This is a genomic window from Streptomyces sp. NPDC053560, assembly GCF_044544605.1.
Classification (GTDB): Bacteria; Actinomycetota; Actinomycetes; order Streptomycetales; family Streptomycetaceae; genus Streptomyces.
Genome location: NZ_JBITXI010000002.1, coordinates 586,831 through 608,303, shown reverse-complemented (window position 1 = coordinate 608,303; position 21,473 = coordinate 586,831). Strand labels below are relative to the sequence as shown.

The window sequence follows — 21,473 nt, the reverse complement described above, 5'->3', positions numbered from 1 at the left end:
GAGCAGGACCTTGTCCCGTCAGGTGTTCTTCTACGACGCGCCGGACCGCTTCGTGGCCGGCACGGTCGGGCTGCCTGGCCGCCGCAGCTTCTTCCTTCAGGCCACAGCGGCCGGCCGCACCACCAGCGTCGCCCTGGAGAAGACCCAGGTGGCCGCACTCGCCGAGCGCATGGACGAGCTGCTGGACGAGGTGGTGCGCCGCAGCGGCGGCAATGCCCCGGTGCCGGCCGTCGCCCCCTCGGAGATCTCCGACACCGCGCCGCTGGAGAGCCCGGTGGAGGAGGAGTTCCGCGTCGGCACCATGGCCCTGGCCTGGGACGGCGACGAGGAGCGAATGATCGTCGAGGCCCAGGCGCTGGTGGAGCTGGACGCCGACAACGACGAGGACCTCGCCGAGGCCGAGGAGCGGTTGCTCCAGGACGACGAGAACGGCCCCCCGATGCTCCGCGTCCGGCTCACCGGCACCATGGCCCGCGCCTTCGCCAAGCGGGCCCTGGAGGTCGTGAACGCCGGCCGCCCGCCGTGCCCGCTGTGCAGCCTGCCGCTCGACCCGGAGGGACACGTATGTCCGCGCCAGAACGGATACCGTCGGGACGCCTGACGCCCGCCGAGCTCGAGAAGCACCTTGAGCACGGCGAGCTCACCGTCCTCGGCCGGGTCCGTGAGGCGTCCAACGCCGTCCTGTACTGCTCCGTCACGTACCGGGACCGGACCGGCCACTGCGTGTACAAGCCGGTCGCCGGGGAGCGCCCGCTGTGGGACTTCCCCGACGGCACGCTCGCCCAGCGCGAGGTCGCCGCGTACGAGATCTCCCGCGCCACGGGCTGGGAGCTCATCCCGCCCACGGTGCTGCGCGACGGGCCGTACGGGCAGGGCATGGTCCAGGAGTGGGTGGACCCCTCCGACGAGGGCGACAGCCCCGAGCTGCTGGCGCTGGTCGAGACCGAGGAGCCGGAGCCGGGCTGGAAGGCCGTCGGCTTCGCGCAGGTCGGCGAGGGGCGTACCGCCCTCCTCGTGCACGCCGACGATCCGCGGCTGCGCCGGCTCGCCGTCCTGGACGCGGTGATCAACAACGGGGACCGCAAGGGCGGCCACCTGCTGCCCACCGCGGACGGCCGGGTCCTCGCCATCGACCACGGCGTGACCTTCCACGTGGAGGACCGGCTGCGCACCCTCCTGTGGGGCTGGGCCGGCGAGCCGCTGACCGAGGAGGCAGTGGCGGTGCTGGAGCGGCTGGCCGCGGAGACCGCGGACGGGGAGCCGCTCGCCGCCCGACTGGCCGAATGTCTCACCGCCGACGAGATCGCCGCACTGCGCGAGCGGATCGCCGGAATGCTGAATTCCAAAGTCCATCCGCAGCCCGGTGGCGAGTGGCCCGCGATTCCCTGGCCCCCGGTGTGACCGGTACGGCCCGGTGACGCACAGCCGGGCCGAAGACGCAAGAGCGCCTATCAGGCCAAGACCCACACTCCGGTTCGTATCCGGAAGCTGCGTCCGGTTACGCTCATGTCATGCATGCATGGCCCGCTTCTGAGGTCCCCGCCCTGCCCGGTCAGGGCCGCGACCTGAGGATCCACGACACCGCGACCGGCGGACGGGTAACTCTCGCCCCCGGTCCCGTCGCCCGTCTCTATGTCTGCGGCATCACGCCGTACGACGCGACCCACATGGGGCACGCGGCGACCTACAACGCGTTCGACCTCGTTCAGCGCGTGTGGCTCGACACGAAGCGGCAGGTCCACTACGTGCAGAACGTCACCGACGTCGACGATCCGCTCCTGGAGCGGGCCGTGGCCACCGGCGACGACTGGACCGCGCTCGCCGAGCGTGAGACCGCCCTCTTCCGCGAGGACATGACCGCTCTGCGGATGCTCCCCCCGAAGGACTACATCGGCGCCGTCGAGGCCATACCGGGCATCGTGCCGCTGGTGGAGCGCCTCCGTGACGCGGGCGCCGCGTACGACCTGGACGGCGACGTCTACTTCTCCGTCGAGTCCGACCCGCACTTCGGCGAGGTCTCGAACCTCGACGCCGAGGCGATGCGGCTGCTGTCCGCCGAGCGCGGCGGTGACCCGGAGCGCCAGGGCAAGAAGAACCCGCTCGACCCGATGCTGTGGATGGCCGCCCGCGACGGCGAGCCCAGCTGGGACGGCGGCTCGCTCGGCCGGGGCCGCCCCGGCTGGCACATCGAGTGCGTCGCCATCGCCCTGGACCACCTGGGCATGGGCTTCGACGTGCAGGGCGGCGGGTCCGACCTGGCCTTCCCGCACCACGAGATGGGCGCCTCGCACGCCCAGGCGCTGACCGGCGAGCACCCCTTCGCCAAGGCGTACGTGCACGCCGGGATGGTCGCCCTGAACGGCGAGAAGATGTCCAAGTCCAAGGGCAACCTGGTCTTCGTCTCCAAGGTGCGGCAGGACGGCACCGACCCGGCCGCGATCCGGCTCGCCCTGCTGGCCCACCACTACCGCGCCGACTGGGAGTGGACCGACCAGGTCCTGCAGGACGCCGTCGACCGGCTCGCCCGCTGGCGCGCCGCGGTCTCCCGGCCCGACGGCCCGTCCGCCGAGGCGCTCGTCGAGGAGATGCGCGAGGCGCTCGCCGACGACCTGGACTCGCCGGCCGCGCTCGCCGCCGTCGACCGCTGGGCCGAGCGGCAGCAGGCCGAGGGCGGCACCGACGAGGGCGCGCCGGGCCTGGTGTCCCGGGCCGTGGACGCGCTGCTCGGCGTGGCGCTGTGACCCGCTGACCCGGCAGACGTAACGGGGCGCTTCCTCCGAGGAGGAAGCGCCCCGCTGGTTTTCCGGTACCCGGGTCACCGGTCAGCCGGTGACCCGGTGTGCGCCCGGTCCGCCGGTCAGAACTTGCGGATCTGGATGCTGCGCAGGATGTGCGGGGTCTGCTGCTCCCAGACACCGATGACCTGGAAACCGCTCTTGAAGGCCTCGGAGACCTGGTCGAAGGTGGTGTCGTTGGGGTTGTTCAGCACGCGGATCTCGTTCTCGATGCGCAGGAAGATCGCGCGGGGGTGACCCGGGATCGGCTGGGGAACGGCGACGAAGCCGTTCGCCTGGCCGGCCCGCAGCTGCTGCTGCTGGACCTGCTGCACGACCTGCTGCACAGCCTGCTGCGTGACCTGCTGGAGGTGCTGCAGGACCTGCTGCTCCTGCTGCTGCGACTGGCCCATCTGCTGCCCGAACTGCTGCAGCAGGCCCTGGAAGGGCTGCTGCTGGCCGAGCTGCTGGAGCTGCTCCAGCATCCCGCCCTGCTGCTGGGGCTGCATCTGCCCGAACGGCTGCTGCTGCTGGCCGAACGGCTGCTGCTGCCCGTAGGGCTGCTGCTGGCCGTACTGCTGGCCCATGCCCTGCTGACCGAACGGGGAGGTGCTGGGCTGCTGCTGGCCGAGCTGACCGAGCTGCGCGAGCGGGTTCATCTGAGTGGTCATTGCTACCTTTCCCTGACTTGTTGGTGTGCTTCAGCCGGTGACGACCAGCTCGTCAGCCTGTGATGACCAGACCCACGACCTCGTCGTCGGAGTACCACACACGTACGTCGGGCCGTCCCCCCGCGAAGGCGGAGTGCACCGCCTGGCGCACCTCGGGCGCCGGCCGGTTCAGGTTCCGCCAGGCGCCGGCCACGAACAGCCGGAGCCGCGGGGGGAGTTCTCGGGGGTACGGGAGCAACTCGTCCCAGTACCGCTCGGCCTGGCCGGAGCCGACCGAGGTGGGCACCAGGTGCGTTACCGCCGCCCTGATGTCGGGCCGGTTGCCGATCCTCTGGGAGGCCGGCCGGCCCGGTGCGTCCTGCTGCGGGGACCCGGTGTTCCGCAGCACGTCACGTGCCTGCTCGGGACCCATCGGCTCCAGGCCCGCGGCCTTGAGCATGCCCTGGAGCGACGCCACCGCGCCGACCACGATGGGGGATGCCGATGAGGTGCCCGAGAAGCTGTCGGTGTACCAGGCGATCTCCTCGGTGCCGCCCTGGAGATCGCCGGGCCGGTCCCAGAAGCCGCCGGTCGTGGTGACCTCGCGGCCCCAGCCCTGGGCGTCCAGCCGGTTGCCGTAGTTGGAGAACCCCAGCCGGGACCGGTCCGGGCCGTGATCGCGGCCGTGGGTACCGGGCGGCGGGGCGCCGGCCCCGACGAAGATCGCGCCGGACGCCTGGTTGGAGGGGTTGAAGGGGTTGCGCCACCACTCCGGGAAGCGGTCGGGGCGGCGCTCGTAGAGCGCGTCGTCCAGGCTCTCCGCGCCGTTGCCGGCGGCCTCCACCACGACCACGCCCTTCGCCGTCGCCCAGCGGATCGCGGCGAAGTCGTCCGGCCACCACTCCAGCGCGATGTAGCCGCGCTGGTCGTCGCGGTGCTCGTAGTCGAACCGGGGGCCCGGCCGGTGCAGTTCGATCAGCAGGATGTCCCCGCGGGAGAGCCGCTCGGCCGCCGCGTGGATCGCGGCCGCCGAACCGATGCCCTGGATCGAGGCGGCGGCGGTCACGGCTCCGGGCGCGATGCCCACCACGCCCTTGTCGTTGCGGTCGCCCCCGATGACACCGAGGACGGCCGTACCGTGGTTGCGCCAGGCCAGGTCCTGGTACGGAGTGCCGACCACGACGCCGGCGAGCCGCTCGGACAGGTCCTCGTGGCCCAGCTGCCAGGCACCCTCGACGTCGATGATGGTGACGCCCTCGCCGTCGCCGCCCTGCCGCTGCCAGGCCCACACGGCGTTCACGCCCTCGGGCGCCGCACCGAGATGGCCCTGACGGCCCGTGAAGTCGGGCGTCGCCGGCGCACCCTCCTTGCGCCCCTGGCCCTCCTCGGGGTCGCGGGCGGCCGAAGAAGCGGGCACGGCCCCCGGCTTGAGGTACGCCGTCTCGATCTCCGGGAGGGCGGAGAGGCGGGCGGTCAGTTCGACGGCCCGGTTCTCGCCGCCCCGCACCCGGTAGAAGAGGGTGAGGTCCGGGAGCGTACCGGTGCCCGCCGTGGGCTCCTGGGGCATGGCCGCCCGGATCCGGTCCTCGTTGCCGAACAGCGGCTCGAAGGTGAGCTGCTGGTCACTCAGGAACATCTCCAGCGCGGAGATGTCCGCGCCCGAGGCCGACCGTACGCCGCCAGCGCCGGCGCGGAGCCGGGGCTCGGCCCGCGCGACGACGATCAGCTCCGGTTCGGCTCCTTGGTAGGTGAATCCCGCTCCGTCGGGTCCGGGGCCCGCCATACCGGGGCCCGTACCGGGAGGTGCCTGATCGGTCATCGCTGGGACCGCTCCCTTCGGGTGCTGCTCCGTGCCCTGCCCTGCCGCTCGTCGGCTGCGCACCCGGCACACGCCGCTACGTGCAACAGCGGTGTGCACCGGATGTTGCGGCGCTGTGTCGCCGGGGCTCCGGGGCGTCACCCTGCTACCTCCGTCCGCCTTCGTCCAGCGGGTGAGGGCCCCTGCGTTTGGGATCCGGCCGAAGTGGGAACCGTGGGCAAATCGGCCGGAAACCTATGACACCCCGTCAAGCGGTCAAACACTACGGAGACGTACGCGGGGTGCTGGGACGGAAGTGCCCGCTGACCACCTGTTCGGGGGCGGGAACGACGAAGCGGGGCGGTGCAAATGCACCGCCCCGCTCCGTTCCGGTCAGTCCTCCGAGGTATCGGGATCCGCAGAGTCCGGCGGATCCGCCGGCGCCGCCGGGTCCGTACTCCCGGGCCCCTTCGGGGCCGTTCCCCCGGAGCTCTTCGTGTCCGCGTCCTCGGAGGCTTCGGCGGCCCGCGGTCCGGTGTCCTGCTCCTCGTCCTGCTCGCGTTCCGGCCTGCCCTGCTGTTTCGCGGAACCGTCGTCCGCGCGGGCCGGGCCCTGACCGCCGTCCGGCTTCGGCGGCCTGGGCGGCCGGGTCCGTCCGCTGGGCGAGTCGCGCAGGTAGGAGCCGTCGCGGCTGTCGGCGAGCCCGCCGTCGGTGGCCAGGCCGGGCCCGGCCTGCGGGTCCCGCCGCCGCAGATAGCGCTCGAATTCGCGCGCGATGGCCTCGCCCGACGCCTCCGGCAGCTCGGCGGTGTCCCGGGCCTCCTCCAGCGACTGGACGTACTCGGCGACCTCGCTGTCCTCGGCCGCGAGCTGGTCCACGCCCAGCTGCCACGCCCGCGCGTCCTCGCTCAGCTCGCCCAGCGGGATGCGCAGGTCCAGCAGGTCCTCCAGGCGGTTCAGCAGGGCCAGCGTCGCCTTGGGGTTGGGCGGCTGCGAGACGTAGTGCGGCACGGCCGCCCAGAGGCTCACCGCGGGCACCCCGGCGTGCGTGCAGGCCTCCTGGAGGATGCCGACGATGCCCGTCGGGCCCTCGTACTTGCTCTCCTCCAGGTCCATCGTGCGCGCCAGGTCGGGGTCGGAGGTGACGCCGCTGACGGGGACCGGGCGGGTGTGCGGGGTGTCGCCGAGCAGCGCGCCCAGCACGACGAGCATCTCCACGCCCAGCTCGTGCGCGAAGCCCAGGATCTCGTTGCAGAAGGACCGCCAGCGCATGCTCGGCTCGATGCCGCGCACCAGCACCAGGTCGCGCGGCTTGTCGCCGCCCACCCGGACCACGGAGAGCCGGGTCGTCGGCCACGTGATCTTGCGTACGCCGTCCTCCATGAAGACGGTGGGGCGGTTGACCTGGAAGTCGTAGTAGTCCTCGGCGTCCAGCGCGGCGAAGACCTCGCCCTTCCACTCCCGGTCCAGGTGCGCGACCGCGGCGGAGGCGGCGTCGCCGGCGTCGTTCCAGCCTTCGAACGCGGCCACCATGACCGGATCGATCAGCTCGGGCACCCCCTCCAGCTCGATCACCCAACGCCTCCTTCCGGCCGGTGGGCCCTTCTTCGGCGGCCACCGGTTGCTGTTCCCGTTCCGTGCGCCCCCAGCCTACGGCGTCCGTGGTACCCGAACGCAGCCCCTCTGCACTAACGAGTGCTCATTCATCCGATCTGTTCCTGTCAACCACCAGCCGTTTGACCGGCGATGACGAGGCACCGAGGCCATACATCGGAGCGCGGCACAGATCGGATGTCCCTCCGTGCCACCGCCCCGCTCCGGCCGCCGCGCGGGCCCGGCGGCGGTCGCCGGCCGCCCGGCACGACGGCCGGTTTCCACGGCTCGCCGGCCACCCCCGGAACGGCCCGCCGGCCTCACCCGCGAGCGCCCGTCACAGTGACGCCCGCAGCCACTGCTCCACGCTGGCGATGTGCACGGTGGCCCAGGCGCGGGCGGCCTCCGCGTCGCGGGCCCGCAGCGCGCCGACGATGGCCCGGTGCTCGGTGAGGGTGCGGGCCACCGCGTCCTTCTGGGTCAGCCCGCGCCAGATACGGGCGCGGGTGGTGGGCCCGGAGAGGCCGTCCAGCAGCGAGCAGAGCACCGAGTTGCCGGAGGCGGCCACGATGCTGCGGTGGAACTCCAGATCGCAGGCGACCAGGTCCTCCACCGGTGGCGCCGTGCCGAGCGCGTCCAGCTGTGCGTCGAGCGCGTCGAGCTGCTCGGGCGTGATCCGGGCCGTGGCCATCGCGGTGGCGGCGGGCTCCAGGATGCGGCGGACGGCGAGGAACTCCAGGACGGTGTCGTCGCGGTGGAAGTCCACGACGAAGCTCATGGCCTCCAGCAGCAACTGGGGATCCAGGCTCGTGACGTACGTGCCGTCGCCCTGGCGGACGTCCAGGATGCGGATCAGCGCCAGGGCGCGGACGGCCTCGCGCAGGGAGTTGCGGGACAGGCCCAGTTCGGCGGCGAGTTCGCTCTCCTTGGGCAGCCGGTCGCCGGGGCGCAGCGCGCCGGAGACGATCATGCCCTTGATCTTCTCGATGGCCTCGTCCGTGACCGCCATGGCCGACCTCCCCGCTCGGAACGCCTGAAAGCCCGAAAACTGCCGCCAGACATCGGATGTCTGATGGGAGGCCATTATGCCCACGGGAACGCCTCGGGGCGGGACCCCGGTACCCGGAATCCCGCCCCGTCCTCGCCGGCGGACCGCCACCGCCGGGCGGTGCCTCAGCTCTTGCGGGCCGCCAGCACGTCCGTCACCTTCGCGCGGACCTCGTCCGTGGCCAGGCCCCGGATCGTCAGCGTCGTACGGCGGCGCAGCACGTCGTCCGCGGTCTCGGCCCACTCGTGGTCCCGGGCGTACACGACCTGCGCCCAGATCTCGGGCGCGTCGGGGTGGATACGCTCGGCCAGCGCCGGGTCCTCGTTCGCCAGGCGCGCGATGTCGAAGGACAGCGAGCCGTAGTGGGTGGCGAGGTGGCGGGCGGTGTCGGCGGACATCCGCGGGCCGGGGGTGCCGCCGTCGACCAGCAGCCGGTGCGCGACCGCCTGCGGGTTGGCGATGCCGGGCAGCGGCAGCTTCTTCGGCAGCTCGGAGACGGGCTCCATGTTCTCGCCGAGCGGGTGACCGGGCAGCGCGGCCAGCTTGCTCATGACCGTACGTCCGATGTGCCGGAACGTCGTCCACTTGCCGCCGGCCACCGAGAGCATGCCGCCGGCACCTTCGGTGACGACCGTCTCGCGCTTGGCCTTGGAAGTGTCACCGGGGCCGCCCGGCAGCACCCGCAGGCCCGCGAAGGAGTAGTTGATGAGGTCGCGGTCCAGCTGCTGGTCGCGGACGGAGAAAGCGGCCTCGTCCAGGATCTGCTTGATGTCCTTCTCGGTGACCGCGACGTCCGCCGGGTCGCCCTCGTACTCCTCGTCGGTGGTGCCCAGCAGCAGCTGGTCCTCCCACGGCAGCGCGAAGGTGATGCGGTACTTGTCGATCGGGGTCGCCAGCGCCGCGTTCCAGGGGGAGGTGCGCTTGAGGACCAGGTGCGCGCCCTTGGAGAGGCGGATGGAGGGGGCCGCCGCGGGGTTCTCCATCTTGCGCAGGTGGTCCACCCACGGCCCGGTGGCGTTGAGCACCAGGCGGGCGTTGACGCCGAACTCGGTGCCGTCGGTGCGGTCCTTCAGGTCGGCTCCGGTGACCCGGCCCTGGGTGAAGCGCAGCCCGGTGACCTCGGCGTGGTTCAGCACGGTCGCGCCGGCCGCGGCGGCCGCGCGGACCGTCATCAGAGCCATCCGGGAGTCGTTCATCTGGTCGTCGCCGTACACGGCCACGGCCTTGAGGTTCTCCGTACGCAGCTCCGGCACGTCGCGCTGGGCCTTGGCCGGGCTGATGACGTGGCCGACGCCGTCGCCGAACGCGGAGAGCGCGGAGTAGGCGAAGACGCCCGCGCCGAGCTTGGCCGCGCCGTGCGGGCCGCCCTTGTAGACCGGCAGGTAGAAGGTCAGCGGGTTCGACAGGTGCGGGGCGACCTGGCGGGAGACGGCGCGGCGCTCGAAGTGGTTCTCCGCCACCAGCTTCACCGCGCCGGTCTGCAGGTAGCGCAGGCCGCCGTGGAGCAGCTTGGAGGAGGCGGAGGAGGTGGCGCCGGCGAAGTCGCCGGCGTCCACCAGGGCCACCCGCAGTCCCGACTGCGCGGCGTGCCAGGCGGTGGAGATGCCCAGGATGCCGCCGCCGATCACCAGGAGGTCGTACGTCGCCTTGTCGAGCCGCTCCCGGGTCTCGGCGCGGCTCGGGAGTGAACCGTCGGCCGGGTGCGTCCCGAGTGCCGGGACGCTCTGCAGGGTGCTCATGTGATTACTCCTCGTCCTCGATCCAGCCCATGGTCCGCTCGACGGCCTTGAGCCAGCTCTTGTACTCGCGGTCACGGGTGGCCGCTTCCATGCGGGGGGTCCATTCGGCGGCCCGCCGCCAGTTGGCGCGCAGCTCGTCGGTGCCGGACCAGAAGCCCACGGCCAGGCCGGCCGCGTAGGCAGCGCCGAGGCAGGTGGTCTCGGCGACCATCGGGCGCACCACGGGGGCGTCCAGGAAGTCCGAGATCGTCTGCATCAGCAGGTTGTTGGAGGTCATGCCGCCGTCGACCTTCAGTGCGGTCAGCTCGACGCCGGAGTCCTTCGTCATGGCGTCGGTGATCTCGCGGGTCTGCCAGGCGGTGGCCTCAAGGACGGCGCGCGCGATGTGCGCCTTGGTGACGTACCGGGTCAGGCCCGCGATCACGCCGCGCGCGTCGGAGCGCCAGTACGGGGCGAACAGGCCGGAGAAGGCCGGTACGAAGTAGGCGCCGCCGTTGTCCTCGACCGTGGAGGCCAGGGTCTCGATCTCGGCGGCGGAGTTGATCAGGCCCATCTGGTCGCGCATCCACTGCACCAGCGAGCCGGTGACGGCGATGGAGCCTTCCAGGGCGTAGACCGGGGGCTCGTTGCCGATGCGGTAGCCGACGGTGGTCAGCAGGCCGTTGTAGGAGTTGACGGGCTCGCCACCGGTGTTCATCAGCATGAAGGTGCCGGTGCCGTACGTGGACTTGGCCTCGCCGCTGGCGAAGCAGGTCTGGCCGAACAGGGCCGCCTGCTGGTCGCCGAGCGCGGAGGCGACCGGGACACCGGCCAGCACACCGGAGGCGGTCTCGCCGTACACCTCGGCGGAGGACTTGATCTCCGGCAGCACCTCGGCGGGGATGCCGATGGAGCTGAGGATCTTGGGCTCCCACTGGAGGGTGCGCAGGTTCATCAGCAGGGTGCGGGAGGCGTTGGTGACGTCGGTGACGTGCTTGCCGCCGTTGACGCCGCCGGTGAGGTTCCAGATGACCCAGGAGTCCATCGTGCCGAAGAGGATGTCGCCGCGCTCGGCGCGCTCGCGCAGGCCCTCGACGTTGTCCAGCAGCCAGCGGATCTTCGGCCCGGCGAAGTACGAGGCGAGGGGGAGGCCGGTCTCGCGGCGGAAGCGGTCCTGGCCGACGTTCCGGCCCAGCTCCTTGCAGAGCGCGTCGGTGCGGGTGTCCTGCCAGACGATGGCGTTGTGGACCGGCTCACCGGTGTTCTTGTCCCACATCAGCGTGGTCTCGCGCTGATTGGTGATGCCGATGGCCTTGACGTCGTCGGCGGTGATGCCCGCCTTGTCGATGGCGCCGGCCACGACCTGCTGGACGTTCTCCCAGATCTCGGTGGCGTCGTGTTCGACCCAGCCGGGCTTGGGGAAGATCTGCTCGTGTTCCTTCTGGTCGACCGAGACGATGCGGCCGTCGCGGTCGAAGACGATGCAGCGGCTGGAGGTCGTGCCCTGGTCGATGGCCGCGATGAACGGGCCGGTGGTGTGGGTGTCGCTCATGGTGTGTGCTCCAGGAGGTGCTGTGGGGAGTGCGGCTCTTGTCTCGTACGGCTTCTGCTGCGGCGGCTCAGGCGAACGCGAGCTGGTAGATGCCACCCGCGAGGGCGCCGCCGATCAGCGGACCGGCCACCGGGATCCAGGCGTAGCCCCAGTCGGAGCCGCCCTTGTTCGGCAGCGGCAGCAGCGCGTGCACGATGCGCGGACCGAGGTCACGGACCGGGTTGATGGCGTAACCGGTCGGGCCGCCCAGCGAGAGGCCGATGCCGACCACCACGAACGCGACCAGGAGGCTGCCGAGCGGGCCGACGCCCTTGCCGTCGTCGCTGAGGCCGAGGGTCAGGATCGCCAGCACGAGCACGATGGTGGCGATGATCTCGGTGACGAGGTTCTGCCACGCGTTGCGGATCTCCGGGCCGGTGGAGAAGACGCCGAGGACCGGGCCGGCCTTGGGCGCCTGGGCCTGGTCGACGAGACCCTCGTCACCCCGCGGCGGGTTGATGACCTCGGGGTCCGTGAGGTGGGCCTTGAACTGGCCGTGGTAGGAGAGCCACACACAGACCGCGCCGATCATCGCGCCGAGCAGCTCACCGGCGAAGTACACCGGGACCTGGCTCCACTCGATGCCGCCCTGGATGGCCAGGCCGACCGTGACGGCGGGGTTCAGGTGCGCGCCGGACTTGGCGGCGATGTACGCGCCGGTGAGGACGGCGAATCCCCAGCCGAGCGAGATGGCCACCCAGCCGGCCTCATGGGCCTTCGAGCGCTTGAAAGTGACGGCGGCGCACACGCCACCGCCGAGCAGGATCAGCACAGCGGTACCGATGGTTTCGCTGATGAAGATGTCGGAGCTGGACACCCGCGACTCCTTTGTCCTTCGTCCAGATGGACACCGAGATGCGCCGTACCCCGGGTCCCTCCGGTGGTCCGAGCCCTCGGTGAGGGCGTTGGTCGGCGATCCGGCACTGACCACCATACGACAATCGTCGTATTGCGTTCGACAATGCCGACCGACGAACGGCAGTTTTGTTTACGGCCAGTAGCCCGTCAAGGGTTCTGTGAGGGAAAACCTAAGCTGAAATACCGGACAAACCGGTTAGAAGCGCTGTGCGCCAAGATCCCTGGACACGGCACGCGCGCAGTCCCGCACGGCCGCGATGATCTCCGGCCGCAGCTCCCCTTCCCGTCGCACCCGCTCCACGGCGCCGGAGATCCCCACCGCGCCCACCGGCATCCGCCGCCGGTCGTGGATGGGCGCGGCCACCGCTGCCACGCCCTCCCACGTCTCCTCCACGTCCGCCGCCCAGCCCCGGGCGCGGGTGAGATCCAGCACGCTCTCGAAGTCCTCCAGGTCGGTGAGCGTGTGCGAGGTGAACGCCTCCCGCGGCGCTTCCACCGCCTCGCTGTGCGCCACCGGGTCGTACGCGGAGAGGACCTTGCCCAGCGCGGTGCTGTGCAGCGGCTGCATGGCGCCCACCTCCAGCACCTGGCGGCTGTCGTCCGGCCGGAAGACGTGGTGCACGATCAGCACGCCCTGCTGGTGCAGCACGCCCAGATAGACGCTCTCGCCGCTGGAGCGCGCCAGGTCGTCGGTCCAGACGAGGGCGCGGGCCCGCAGCTCGTGCACGTCGAGGTAGCTGTTGCCCAGCCGCAGCAGCTCGGCGCCCAGCTGGTACCGGCCCGACGCCGCGTCCTGCTCCACGAAACCCTCCTGCTGGAGGGTGCGCAGGATCCCGTGGGCCGTGCCCTTGGCCAGGTCCAGCGCGGAGGCGATGTCGGAGAGCCCGAGGCGCCGTTCGCCGCCGGCCAGCAGCCGCAGCATGGCCGCGGCGCGCTCCAGCGACTGAATGGTCCGTGCCATGGAGCTACCTCCGGGAAGAGCGGTTCGACAATGCCAAACGATATCGGTCGATGCCGACCCCAGGGGAGTGGGTCGCGCACCGGACCATGATCATGGCCCGGCGGACGCCACGCCCACCGCCCCACCCCGCGCAGGTCAGCCGCGCGCCGCGGCCACCCCTGCCGTACGAGTGCCCCGCCGTCCCACGCCGTGGGACGCCCGCCACCGAAAGGTGCCCGCCAGCTAGGCTGGCCCGGTGCGCCCTCGTACCGGAAGGCGCAAAGCCGACAGCCGTCGCAACCACGGGAGCATCTCCATGGCCTCGCACACGCCTACGACCACACCCTCAGCCCGCATCGAAGCCTTCCGTGAGGCCCTCGCCTCGCGCGTCGTGGTCGCCGACGGAGCCATGGGCACCATGCTCCAGGCCCAGGACCCCAGCCTGGACGATTTCCAGCAGCTCGAGGGCTGCAACGAGATCCTGAACCTCACCCGCCCCGACATCGTGCGTTCGGTCCACGAGGAGTACTTCGCCGTCGGCGTCGACTGCGTGGAGACCAACACCTTCGGTGCGAACCACGCGGCGCTGGCGGAGTACGACATCCCCGAGCGGGTCTTCGAGCTGTCCGAGTCCGGCGCGCGCATCGCCCGCGAGGTGGCCGACGAGTTCACCGCCTCCACCGGGCAGCAGCGCTGGGTGCTGGGCTCCATGGGCCCCGGCACCAAGCTGCCCACCCTCGGCCACGCCCCGTACACCACCCTGCGGGACGCCTACCAGCAGAACGCCGAAGGCATGATCGCCGGCGGCGCGGACGCGCTGCTGGTGGAGACCACCCAGGACCTGCTGCAGACCAAGGCCGCCGTCCTCGGCGCCCGCCGCGCCCTGGAGGCCACCGGCACCCACCTGCCGATCATCTGCTCCGTGACGGTGGAGACCACCGGCACGATGCTGCTGGGGTCGGAGATCGGTGCGGCGCTGACGGCGCTGGAGCCGCTGGGCATCGACATGATCGGCTTGAACTGCGCGACCGGCCCGGCCGAGATGAGCGAGCACCTGCGCTACCTGGCCCGCCACTCCCGCGTCCCGATCTCCTGCATGCCCAACGCGGGCCTGCCGGTGCTGGGCAAGGACGGTGCGCACTACCCGCTGACGGCGGGCGAGCTGGCCGACGCCCAGGAGACCTTCGTCGCCGAGTACGGCCTGTCCCTGGTCGGTGGCTGCTGCGGTACCACCCCCGAGCACCTGCGCCAGGTCGTGGAGCGGGTCCGCGGCACCGCCCCGACCGAGCGCCGCCCGCACCCCGAGCCCGGCGCCGCCTCGCTCTACCAGACCGTCCCGTTCCGGCAGGACACCTCGTACCTGGCGATCGGTGAGCGGACCAACGCCAACGGTTCGAAGAAGTTCCGCGAGGCGATGCTGGAGGGCCGTTGGGATGACTGTGTGGAGATGGCCCGGGACCAGATCCGCGAGGGCGCGCACATGCTGGATCTGTGCGTGGACTACGTGGGCCGCGACGGTGTGGCGGACATGACCGAGCTGGCGGGCCGGTTCGCCACCGCCTCCACCCTGCCGATCGTGCTGGACTCCACCGAGGTCCCGGTCATTCAGGCGGGGCTGGAGAAGCTCGGCGGCCGCGCGGTGATCAACTCCGTCAACTACGAGGACGGCGACGGGCCGGAGTCGCGCTTTGCGAAGGTCACGGCGCTGGCCCGGGAGCACGGGGCTGCGCTGATCGCGCTGACCATCGATGAGGAGGGCCAGGCCCGTACCCCCGAGCACAAGGTCGCCATCGCCGAGCGGATCATCGAGGACCTCACCACCAACTGGGGGATCCGCGAGTCCGACATCCTCATCGACACCCTGACCTTCACCATCTGCACCGGTCAGGAGGAGTCCCGCAAGGACGGCATCGCCACCATCGAGGCGATCCGGGAGCTCAAGCGCCGCCATCCGGAGGTGCAGACCACGCTGGGCCTGTCCAACATCTCCTTCGGCCTGAACCCGGCCGCGCGCATCCTGCTGAACTCCGTGTTCCTGGACGAGTGCGTCAAGGCGGGCCTGGACTCGGCGATCGTGCATGCCTCCAAGATCCTGCCGATCGCGCGGTTCGACGAGGAGCAGGTCACCACCGCCCTGGATCTGATCTACGACCGGCGCGCGGAGGGCTATGACCCGCTGCAGAAGCTGATGCAGCTCTTCGAGGGCGCCACGGCGAAGTCGCTGAAGGCGGGCAAGGCCGAGGAGCTGGCCGCGCTGCCGCTGGAGGAGCGGCTGCAGCGCCGCATCATCGACGGCGAGAAGAACGGTCTGGACGCCGACCTGGACGCGGCGCTGGAGACGCGCCCCGCGCTGGAGATCGTCAACGACACGCTGCTGGCGGGCATGAAGGTGGTCGGCGAGCTGTTCGGTTCGGGACAGATGCAGCTGCCGTTCGTGCTGCAGTCCGCCGAGGTGATGAAGTCCGCGGTGGCCTACCTGGAGCCGCACATGGAGAAGACCGACGACGACGGCAAGGGCACCATCGTGCTGGCCACCGTCCGCGGCGACGTCCATGACATCGGCAAGAACCTCGTGGACATCATCCTGTCCAACAACGGCTACAACGTCGTCAACCTCGGTATCAAGCAGCCGGTCTCCGCGATCCTGGAGGCCGCTGAGGAGCACAAGGCCGACGTCATCGGCATGTCGGGGCTGCTGGTGAAGTCCACGGTGATCATGAAGGAGAACCTGGAGGAGCTCAACCAGCGCAAGATGGCGGCCGACTTCCCCGTCATCCTCGGCGGCGCCGCGCTGACCCGCGCCTATGTCGAGCAGGACCTGCACGAGATCTACGAGGGCGAGGTCCGCTACGCCCGCGACGCCTTCGAGGGTCTGCGCCTGATGGACGCCCTCATCGCGGTCAAGCGCGGCGTGCCCGGGGCGACCCTGCCCGAGCTGAAGCAGCGCCGGGTGCCCAAGCGGGACACCGCTGCGCTGGAGGTCGAGGAGCCCGAGGGCGCGGTCCGCTCCGACGTGGCCACCGACAACCCGGTCCCGGAGCCGCCGTTCTGGGGCACCCGGGTCGTCAAGGGCATCCAGCTCGCCGACTACGCCTCCTGGCTGGACGAGGGCGCCCTCTTCAAGGGCCAGTGGGGCCTGAAGCAGGCCCGTACGGGTGACGGCCCGACGTACGAGGAGCTGGTGGAGACCGAGGGCCGGCCGCGGCTGCGCGGCTGGCTGGACAAGCTCCAGCGGGACAACCTCCTGGAAGCCGCGGTCGTGCACGGGTACTTCCCCTGCCACTCCAAGGGCGACGACCTCATCCTGCTGAACGAGGACGGCACCGAGCGGACCCGCTTCACCTTCCCGCGTCAGCGCCGCGGCCGCCGGCTGTGCCTGGCGGACTTCTTCCGCCCGGAGGAGTCGGGGGAGACCGACGTGGTCGGCCTGCAGGTCGTCACCGTCGGCTCGAAGATCGGCGAGGAGACCGCCAAGCTGTTCGCGGCCGACTCCTACCGCGACTACCTGGAGCTGCACGGCCTCTCCGTCCAGCTCGCCGAGGCCCTCGCGGAGTACTGGCACGCCCGCGTCCGCGCCGAGCTGGGCTTCCAGGGCGAGGACCCGGCCGAGATGGAGGACATGTTCGCGCTGAAGTACCGCGGCGCGCGCTTCTCCCTCGGGTACGGCGCCTGCCCCGACCTGGAGGACCGCGCGAAGATCGCGGACCTGCTCCAGCCGGAGCGGATCGGCGTCCAGCTCTCCGAGGAGTTCCAGCTCCACCCGGAGCAGTCCACGGACGCCATCGTCATCCACCACCCGGAGGCGAAGTACTTCAACGCGCGATAGCGCATTTGCAGTGTTCCCGGAGGTCCGAAGCCGGGCCTCCGGTCGGGGACCGAAGCGTACGGACCGGCACAGTCGTACACTTATCGGTCCGGTAGCGGCCGGTCGTCTTTCCCCGCGGGAAGGCGGCCGGCCCTTTTGTCCCTCCGGGGACCCCTGCAACGGAGGTGTACGGATGACCAGCAGCATCCCCGCCGTCGGCACCCGAACGGCCGAAGGCTCCACCCTCCAGGCCGTCTTTCTCGATCTGGACGGCACCCTCGTCGACACCGAGAACTTCTGGTGGGAGGCGGAGGCCGAGGTCTTCGCCGACCTGGGGTACGTCCTGGACGAGGCGCACCGCCAGGTCGTGGTCGGCGGGCCGATGAGCCGCAGCGCCTCGTACCTCATCCAGGCCACCGGTGCCACGATTGCGCTCGCCGAGCTGACCGTGCTGCTCAACGCCCGTTTCGCCGCCCGGATCGCCCGCGGCGTGCCGCTCATGCCCGGCGCCCGCAGGCTGCTGGCGGAGCTGGCGGCACACCAGGTGCCGACCGCGCTGGTCTCCGCCTCGCACCGCGACATCATCGACCGCATGCTCGAATCGCTGGGCGCGGAGCACTTCCACCTCACCCTCGCCGGTGACGACCTCGCCCGCACGAAGCCGCACCCCGACCCGTACCTGACCGCCGCGGCCCGGCTCGGCGTGGACCCGGCGCGGTGCGCGGTGGTGGAGGACACGGCGACCGGCGTGACGTCGGCCGAGGCGGCCGGCTGCCGGGTGGTCGCCGTACCGTCGCTGCTGCCGATCGAGCCGACCCCCACGCGGACCGTCGTGGGTTCCCTGGAAGAGGTCGACCTGCCCTTTCTGCGGTCCCTCATCACGGAAAAGCGATGAGCCGGCACTGAGCGTCGTCGGAGGAAAGGCCGAAGGGACGCTGAGGAGCGGACTGCTCATTTTCCGTGACTAATACAGCCACTGAATTCCCATGCTGCTGGTTGCATTGTGATCCGTGACGTTTATCACGCCTCCGCCTCTCGACAGTCGGGGGGAATGCTGTTCCAAGGGGGTGAGTGAAGGGGGTGGGCGGGGGTAAGTGTCCGGATTGATGAATCGGCGTACGAATCGTTCCAGTGTCCGGATATCGGTCACCCCGGGAGTGTTATCCCGGCGTGATATGCGCTCAACTCTGCTGTGTCACGGACCCGCTGACCGTTCCTACTAATGTCGACGCGAGCAACACCTCTGCGCTGATAAGGAACCTGCCGACGATGAATCGCAAGACCTTGGTGCTGCCGGCCCTGGCCGGTCTGCTCGCCCCTGTGCTGGCCGCCTGCGGCGGTGGCGACAGCGCAGGTGGAGACGGTAAGGCGATCGTCGTCGGTACCACCGACACCATCGAGGCGTCCAAGGCTGCCCCGGCCCCCTTCGACCCCGTCCAGACGTACGACGTCGGCGCCTGGAACGTCCTGCGCGGCACCTACCAGACCCTGATGCGGCTGCCCCGCACCGGCACCGAGCCGGTCCCCGAGGCGGCCCGCTCCTGCGGCTTCCGCGACACCCGGAACGAGCAGTACCGCTGCACCCTCCGCGACGGCCTGAAGTTCTCCAACGGCGACTCGCTGACCGCGGCCGACGTGAAGTTCTCCGTCGACCGGATGCTGCGCATCAACAACACCAACGGTCCGGTGACGCTGATGAACAACATCGACACCGTGGAGACCTCAGGGCGGCACGAGGTGGTCTTCCACCTCAAGAAGCCCGACGCCACCTTCCCGCAGAAGCTCGCCACCCCCGCCGCCGCGATCGTCGATCACAAGGTCTACCCGCGCAACGCCCTGTACAAGGGCTTCGACCTGGTCGGCTCCGGCCCGTACCAGCTCAAGGCCGAACACAGCGGCAACCGCGTCACCAAGGCCGTCTTCACCCGCAACCCCGAGTACAAGGGGGGCATCGAGCCGCAGAACGACGAGGTCGAGATGCGGTTCTTCGACGACTCGGAGGCCATGGAGAAGGCGCTGCGCAAGGGCGACATCGACCTGATGAACCGCACCCTGTCGCCGCATCAGATCGAGGGCCTGCAGAACGCCCGGGACTCCCACGTCGTGCTCCAGGAGATGCCCGGCCAGGAGATCCGCTACCTCGCCTTCAACACGGACGCGCCCGTCGTACGCAACAAGGCGGTACGCCAGGCCATGGCCCAGCTGGTCGACCGCCCGGCGCTGGTCCGCGACGTGTACGCGCACACCGGCGACCCGCTGTACTCCCTGGTGCCGACCGGCCTCACCGGCCACATCAACTCCTTCTTCAGCAAGTACGGCAACGCCGACCCGGCCGAGGCCAAGCGCGTCCTGCGCAGCGCCGGCATCCACACGCCGGTGAAGATCACCCTGGCCTACACCGAGAACCACTACGGCTCGACCACGAAGGACGAGTTCGAGGAGCTGCAGAAGCAGCTGAACAAGGGCGGTGTGTTCGACGTGAGCCTCAAGGGCGTGGACAGCTGGCAGACGTTCCGCGAGGACTCCGGCAAGGGCAAGTACCCGGTCTGGGGCATGGGCTGGTACGCCGACATCCCGGACGCCGACAACTACCTCGCGCCCTTCATCGGCAAGGGCAACTTCCTCGGCTCCCCGTACCGCAACCGCGAGATCGAGGACCGGCTGATCCCCGCCACCCGCCAGCAGGCGGACCGCAACGCCGCGGCGGGCAGCTTCAAGCAGGCACAGAACATCGTGGCCGACGACGTTCCCGTCCTCCCGCTGTGGCAGGGCAAGCAGTACGTCGCCGCGCGTGATGACATCACCGGCGTGGAGTGGGCACTGAACTCCTCCTCCGCGCTGCAGATCTGGGAATTGGGCCGCGGCGTCGCCGACTGACGCCGGAGCAACGGCCGGCCGGCACCCACCAGGGCGCCGGCCGGCCCGCCCGCAGAGCGAGCCTCTCGCTCTCATCGGCCGGCGGCCTCGTCGGCAGGCAACCGCGACACCAACTGTGAGGAACGCGCACGTGAGGAAACGTGACCAGCTGCTCGCCGCCCCCTTGTGTGCGGGGCTGGCCGCAGCCCTGCTTGCCGGGTGCGGCTCGGGCGACGACGAGGGTGCCGGGGTCGGCGAACCTGTGGTCATGGGCATGACGGACACGATCCAGTCGATCGACCCGGCGGCCGGCTACGACCCCGGCTCCTGGCTCCTGTTCAACAATGTGTTCCAGTCCCTGATCAGCTTCCCCAAGGGCAGCACCACCCCCCAGCCGGAAGCCGCCAAGAGCTGCACCTTCACCGACGACAGCAGCAAGGTCTACCGCTGCACCCTCAAGGACGGGCTGGAGTTCAGCAACGGGGACCCCCTCACGTCCAAGGACGTGAAGCACTCCTTCGACCGCACCCTGCGGATCAACGACAAGAACGGCCCCGCCGTCATGCTCGCCGGCCTGGACAAGATCCAGACGCCGAACGACAAGACCGTGGTCTTCCACCTCAAGACGCCCGACGCGACCTTCCCCATGAAGATCGCCTCCGGCGCCGGCTCCATCGTCGACCGCAAGGAATACCCGGCCGACAAGCTCCGCACCGACGGCAAGGCCATCGGCTCCGGCGTCTACAAGCTCGACAGCTACGGCACCAAGCAGGCCGTCTTCTCGGTCAACCCCTCCTACAAGGGGCCGGCCAAGGTCAAGAACTCCGGCATGACCATGAAGTTCTACGACTCCCAGACGACGCTGAAGCACGCCGTGCAGGACGGCAAGGTCGACCTCGCCTACCGCGGCCTCGCCAACAAGGACATCGCCGGCCTCGACCAGGCCGTCGACAGCGGCCGTACCCAGGTCGTCGAGGGCGACAGCGCCGAGACCATGAACCTGGTCCTCAACACCAAGGACCCGGTCGCCGGCAAGCTCGGCGTCCGCAAGGCCATGGCGTACACCATCGACCGCGCCGCCCTGGTCCGCGACGTCTACCAGCGCACCGTCGAGCCGCTGTTCTCCATCGTGCCCGCCGGCATCACCGGCCACAGCACCGCCTTCTTCGACACCTACGGGTCCCGCCCGCAGCACGACAAGGCCGAGGCCGCGCTCCGCGGCGCCGGCATCCAGGGCAAGGCGAAGCTCACCCTCTGGTCCACCCCGACGCGCTACGGCCCCGACACCGACGCGGCCCTCCAGGAGATCGCGCAGCAGCTCAACTCCAGCGGCCTCTTCGACGCCAAGGTCAAGAGCGTGCCGTTCGACCAGTACGAGAAGGGCGTGGCGGCCGGGAAGTACCCCGTGTACGTCAAGGGCTGGGTCCCCGACTACCCGGACCCCGACAACTTCACCCAGCCGTTCTTCGGCAAGGGCAACGTCCTGAACAACGGCTACGACTCCGCGCGCATCGCCCGCGGCCTGCTCCCCAGGACCGCGGCCGAGCCCGACCGCGGCGCCGCCAAGAAGGACTACCGCGAGGTGCAGCAGATCGTCGCCGACGAGCTGCCGGTGATCCCGCTCTGGCAGGGCAAGCAGTACGCCGTGGCCCGGGACACCGTCTCCGGCCTGGAATGGACCCTGGACTCCTCGACCGTCTTCCGCTTCTGGGAGATCAGCAAGAGCTCGGAGGAGTGAGCACGGCCCTCGCCCCCGCCGCATAGCGGCACGCACGGCGAAAGGCCCGGCGCGGTTCTCCCGCGCCGGGCCTTCGTGCCAGCTGCCGCCCCGAGTGCCGGCGG

The 21,473-nt window shown here is 70.6% G+C and carries 15 protein-coding genes; 7 read left to right on the top strand and 8 right to left on the bottom strand.

The genetic code is table 11. The annotated features are described in order from the left end of the window. Positions 1-10 precede the first annotated feature (10 nt). The 3 genes from ACIGQF_RS05995 (at position 11) to mshC (ending at position 2,741) form a co-directional block, all read left to right on the top strand. Complete coding sequence (locus ACIGQF_RS05995) at positions 11-601, top strand: DUF3090 domain-containing protein (protein ID WP_361563559.1); 591 nt, start codon at positions 11-13, stop codon at positions 599-601. Next, the gene (locus tag ACIGQF_RS05990) at positions 565-1,401 is read left to right on the top strand and encodes an SCO1664 family protein (RefSeq protein WP_399706013.1); all 837 of its coding nucleotides are present in this window, start codon (positions 565-567) and stop codon (positions 1,399-1,401) included. Before ACIGQF_RS05995 ends, ACIGQF_RS05990 begins: the two co-directional genes overlap by 37 nt. A gap of 110 nt (positions 1,402-1,511) precedes the next feature. Beyond that, complete coding sequence (mshC, locus tag ACIGQF_RS05985) at positions 1,512-2,741, top strand: cysteine--1-D-myo-inosityl 2-amino-2-deoxy-alpha-D-glucopyranoside ligase (RefSeq protein WP_399706011.1); 1,230 nt, start codon at positions 1,512-1,514, stop codon at positions 2,739-2,741. A gap of 116 nt (positions 2,742-2,857) precedes the next feature. Here the strand turns inward: mshC and ACIGQF_RS05980 are convergent, their stop codons facing one another. The 8 genes from ACIGQF_RS05980 to ACIGQF_RS05945 form a co-directional block, all read right to left on the bottom strand. Further along, positions 2,858-3,445, bottom strand: coding sequence for a hypothetical protein (locus ACIGQF_RS05980; RefSeq protein WP_399706008.1), 588 nt, complete (start codon positions 3,443-3,445; stop codon positions 2,858-2,860). A 52-nt stretch (positions 3,446-3,497) separates the two neighbouring features. After that, entirely contained in the window at positions 3,498-5,243 is a 1,746-nt protein-coding gene (locus ACIGQF_RS05975) for a S8 family peptidase (protein WP_399706005.1), read from the bottom strand. A gap of 372 nt (positions 5,244-5,615) precedes the next feature. Further along, the gene (locus ACIGQF_RS05970) at positions 5,616-6,797 is read right to left on the bottom strand and encodes a PAC2 family protein (RefSeq protein WP_399706003.1); all 1,182 of its coding nucleotides are present in this window, start codon (positions 6,795-6,797) and stop codon (positions 5,616-5,618) included. Positions 6,798-7,152: 355 nt separating this feature from the next. Beyond that, entirely contained in the window at positions 7,153-7,824 is a 672-nt protein-coding gene (locus ACIGQF_RS05965) for a FadR/GntR family transcriptional regulator (protein WP_399706000.1), read from the bottom strand. Positions 7,825-7,988: 164 nt separating this feature from the next. Then, positions 7,989-9,602 carry an FAD-dependent oxidoreductase gene (locus ACIGQF_RS05960; protein WP_399705998.1) on the bottom strand — a complete coding sequence of 538 codons (1,614 nt, stop codon included), beginning with the start codon at positions 9,600-9,602 and terminating at the stop codon, positions 7,989-7,991. A gap of 4 nt (positions 9,603-9,606) precedes the next feature. Further along, positions 9,607-11,133, bottom strand: a complete 1,527-nt coding sequence (glpK, locus tag ACIGQF_RS05955; protein WP_399705997.1) for a glycerol kinase GlpK — start codon at positions 11,131-11,133, stop codon at positions 9,607-9,609. A gap of 67 nt (positions 11,134-11,200) precedes the next feature. Then, on the bottom strand, positions 11,201-11,989 hold the full coding sequence (locus tag ACIGQF_RS05950; protein WP_399705995.1) for an MIP/aquaporin family protein: 789 nt from the start codon (positions 11,987-11,989) through the stop codon (positions 11,201-11,203). A gap of 237 nt (positions 11,990-12,226) precedes the next feature. Further along, positions 12,227-12,991: an IclR family transcriptional regulator gene (locus ACIGQF_RS05945; protein ID WP_399705992.1), complete on the bottom strand. Its 765-nt coding sequence runs from the start codon at positions 12,989-12,991 to the stop codon at positions 12,227-12,229. Positions 12,992-13,286: 295 nt separating this feature from the next. On the opposite strand from ACIGQF_RS05945, the gene metH reads away from it, so the two are divergent. The 4 genes from metH (at position 13,287) to ACIGQF_RS05925 (ending at position 21,369) form a co-directional block, all read left to right on the top strand. Then, positions 13,287-16,796: a methionine synthase gene (gene metH / locus ACIGQF_RS05940; RefSeq protein ID WP_399705989.1), complete on the top strand. Its 3,510-nt coding sequence runs from the start codon at positions 13,287-13,289 to the stop codon at positions 16,794-16,796. 172 nt (positions 16,797-16,968) lie between these two features. Continuing rightward, entirely contained in the window at positions 16,969-17,670 is a 702-nt protein-coding gene (locus ACIGQF_RS05935; protein ID WP_399705986.1) for an HAD family hydrolase, read from the top strand. A gap of 374 nt (positions 17,671-18,044) precedes the next feature. Continuing rightward, positions 18,045-19,652, top strand: coding sequence for an ABC transporter substrate-binding protein (locus ACIGQF_RS05930; protein WP_399705983.1), 1,608 nt, complete (start codon positions 18,045-18,047; stop codon positions 19,650-19,652). A 130-nt stretch (positions 19,653-19,782) separates the two neighbouring features. Then, positions 19,783-21,369 carry an ABC transporter substrate-binding protein gene (locus ACIGQF_RS05925; RefSeq protein WP_399705980.1) on the top strand — a complete coding sequence of 529 codons (1,587 nt, stop codon included), beginning with the start codon at positions 19,783-19,785 and terminating at the stop codon, positions 21,367-21,369. The last annotated feature ends 104 nt before the right edge of the window (positions 21,370-21,473 follow it).

Coding starts and splice junctions, on each gene's coding strand:
- ACIGQF_RS05990 (WP_399706013.1), top strand. CDS start 565: ATGTCCGCGCCAGAACGGATACCGTCGGGACGCCTGACGCCCGCCGAG.
- mshC (WP_399706011.1), top strand. CDS start 1,512: ATGCATGCATGGCCCGCTTCTGAGGTCCCCGCCCTGCCCGGTCAGGGC.
- ACIGQF_RS05980 (WP_399706008.1), bottom strand. CDS start 3,445: ATGACCACTCAGATGAACCCGCTCGCGCAGCTCGGTCAGCTCGGCCAG.
- ACIGQF_RS05975 (WP_399706005.1), bottom strand. CDS start 5,243: ATGACCGATCAGGCACCTCCCGGTACGGGCCCCGGTATGGCGGGCCCC.
- ACIGQF_RS05965 (WP_399706000.1), bottom strand. CDS start 7,824: ATGGCGGTCACGGACGAGGCCATCGAGAAGATCAAGGGCATGATCGTC.
- ACIGQF_RS05960 (WP_399705998.1), bottom strand. CDS start 9,602: ATGAGCACCCTGCAGAGCGTCCCGGCACTCGGGACGCACCCGGCCGAC.
- glpK (WP_399705997.1), bottom strand. CDS start 11,133: ATGAGCGACACCCACACCACCGGCCCGTTCATCGCGGCCATCGACCAG.
- ACIGQF_RS05945 (WP_399705992.1), bottom strand. CDS start 12,991: ATGGCACGGACCATTCAGTCGCTGGAGCGCGCCGCGGCCATGCTGCGG.
- metH (WP_399705989.1), top strand. CDS start 13,287: ATGGCCTCGCACACGCCTACGACCACACCCTCAGCCCGCATCGAAGCC.
- ACIGQF_RS05935 (WP_399705986.1), top strand. CDS start 16,969: ATGACCAGCAGCATCCCCGCCGTCGGCACCCGAACGGCCGAAGGCTCC.
- ACIGQF_RS05930 (WP_399705983.1), top strand. CDS start 18,045: ATGAATCGCAAGACCTTGGTGCTGCCGGCCCTGGCCGGTCTGCTCGCC.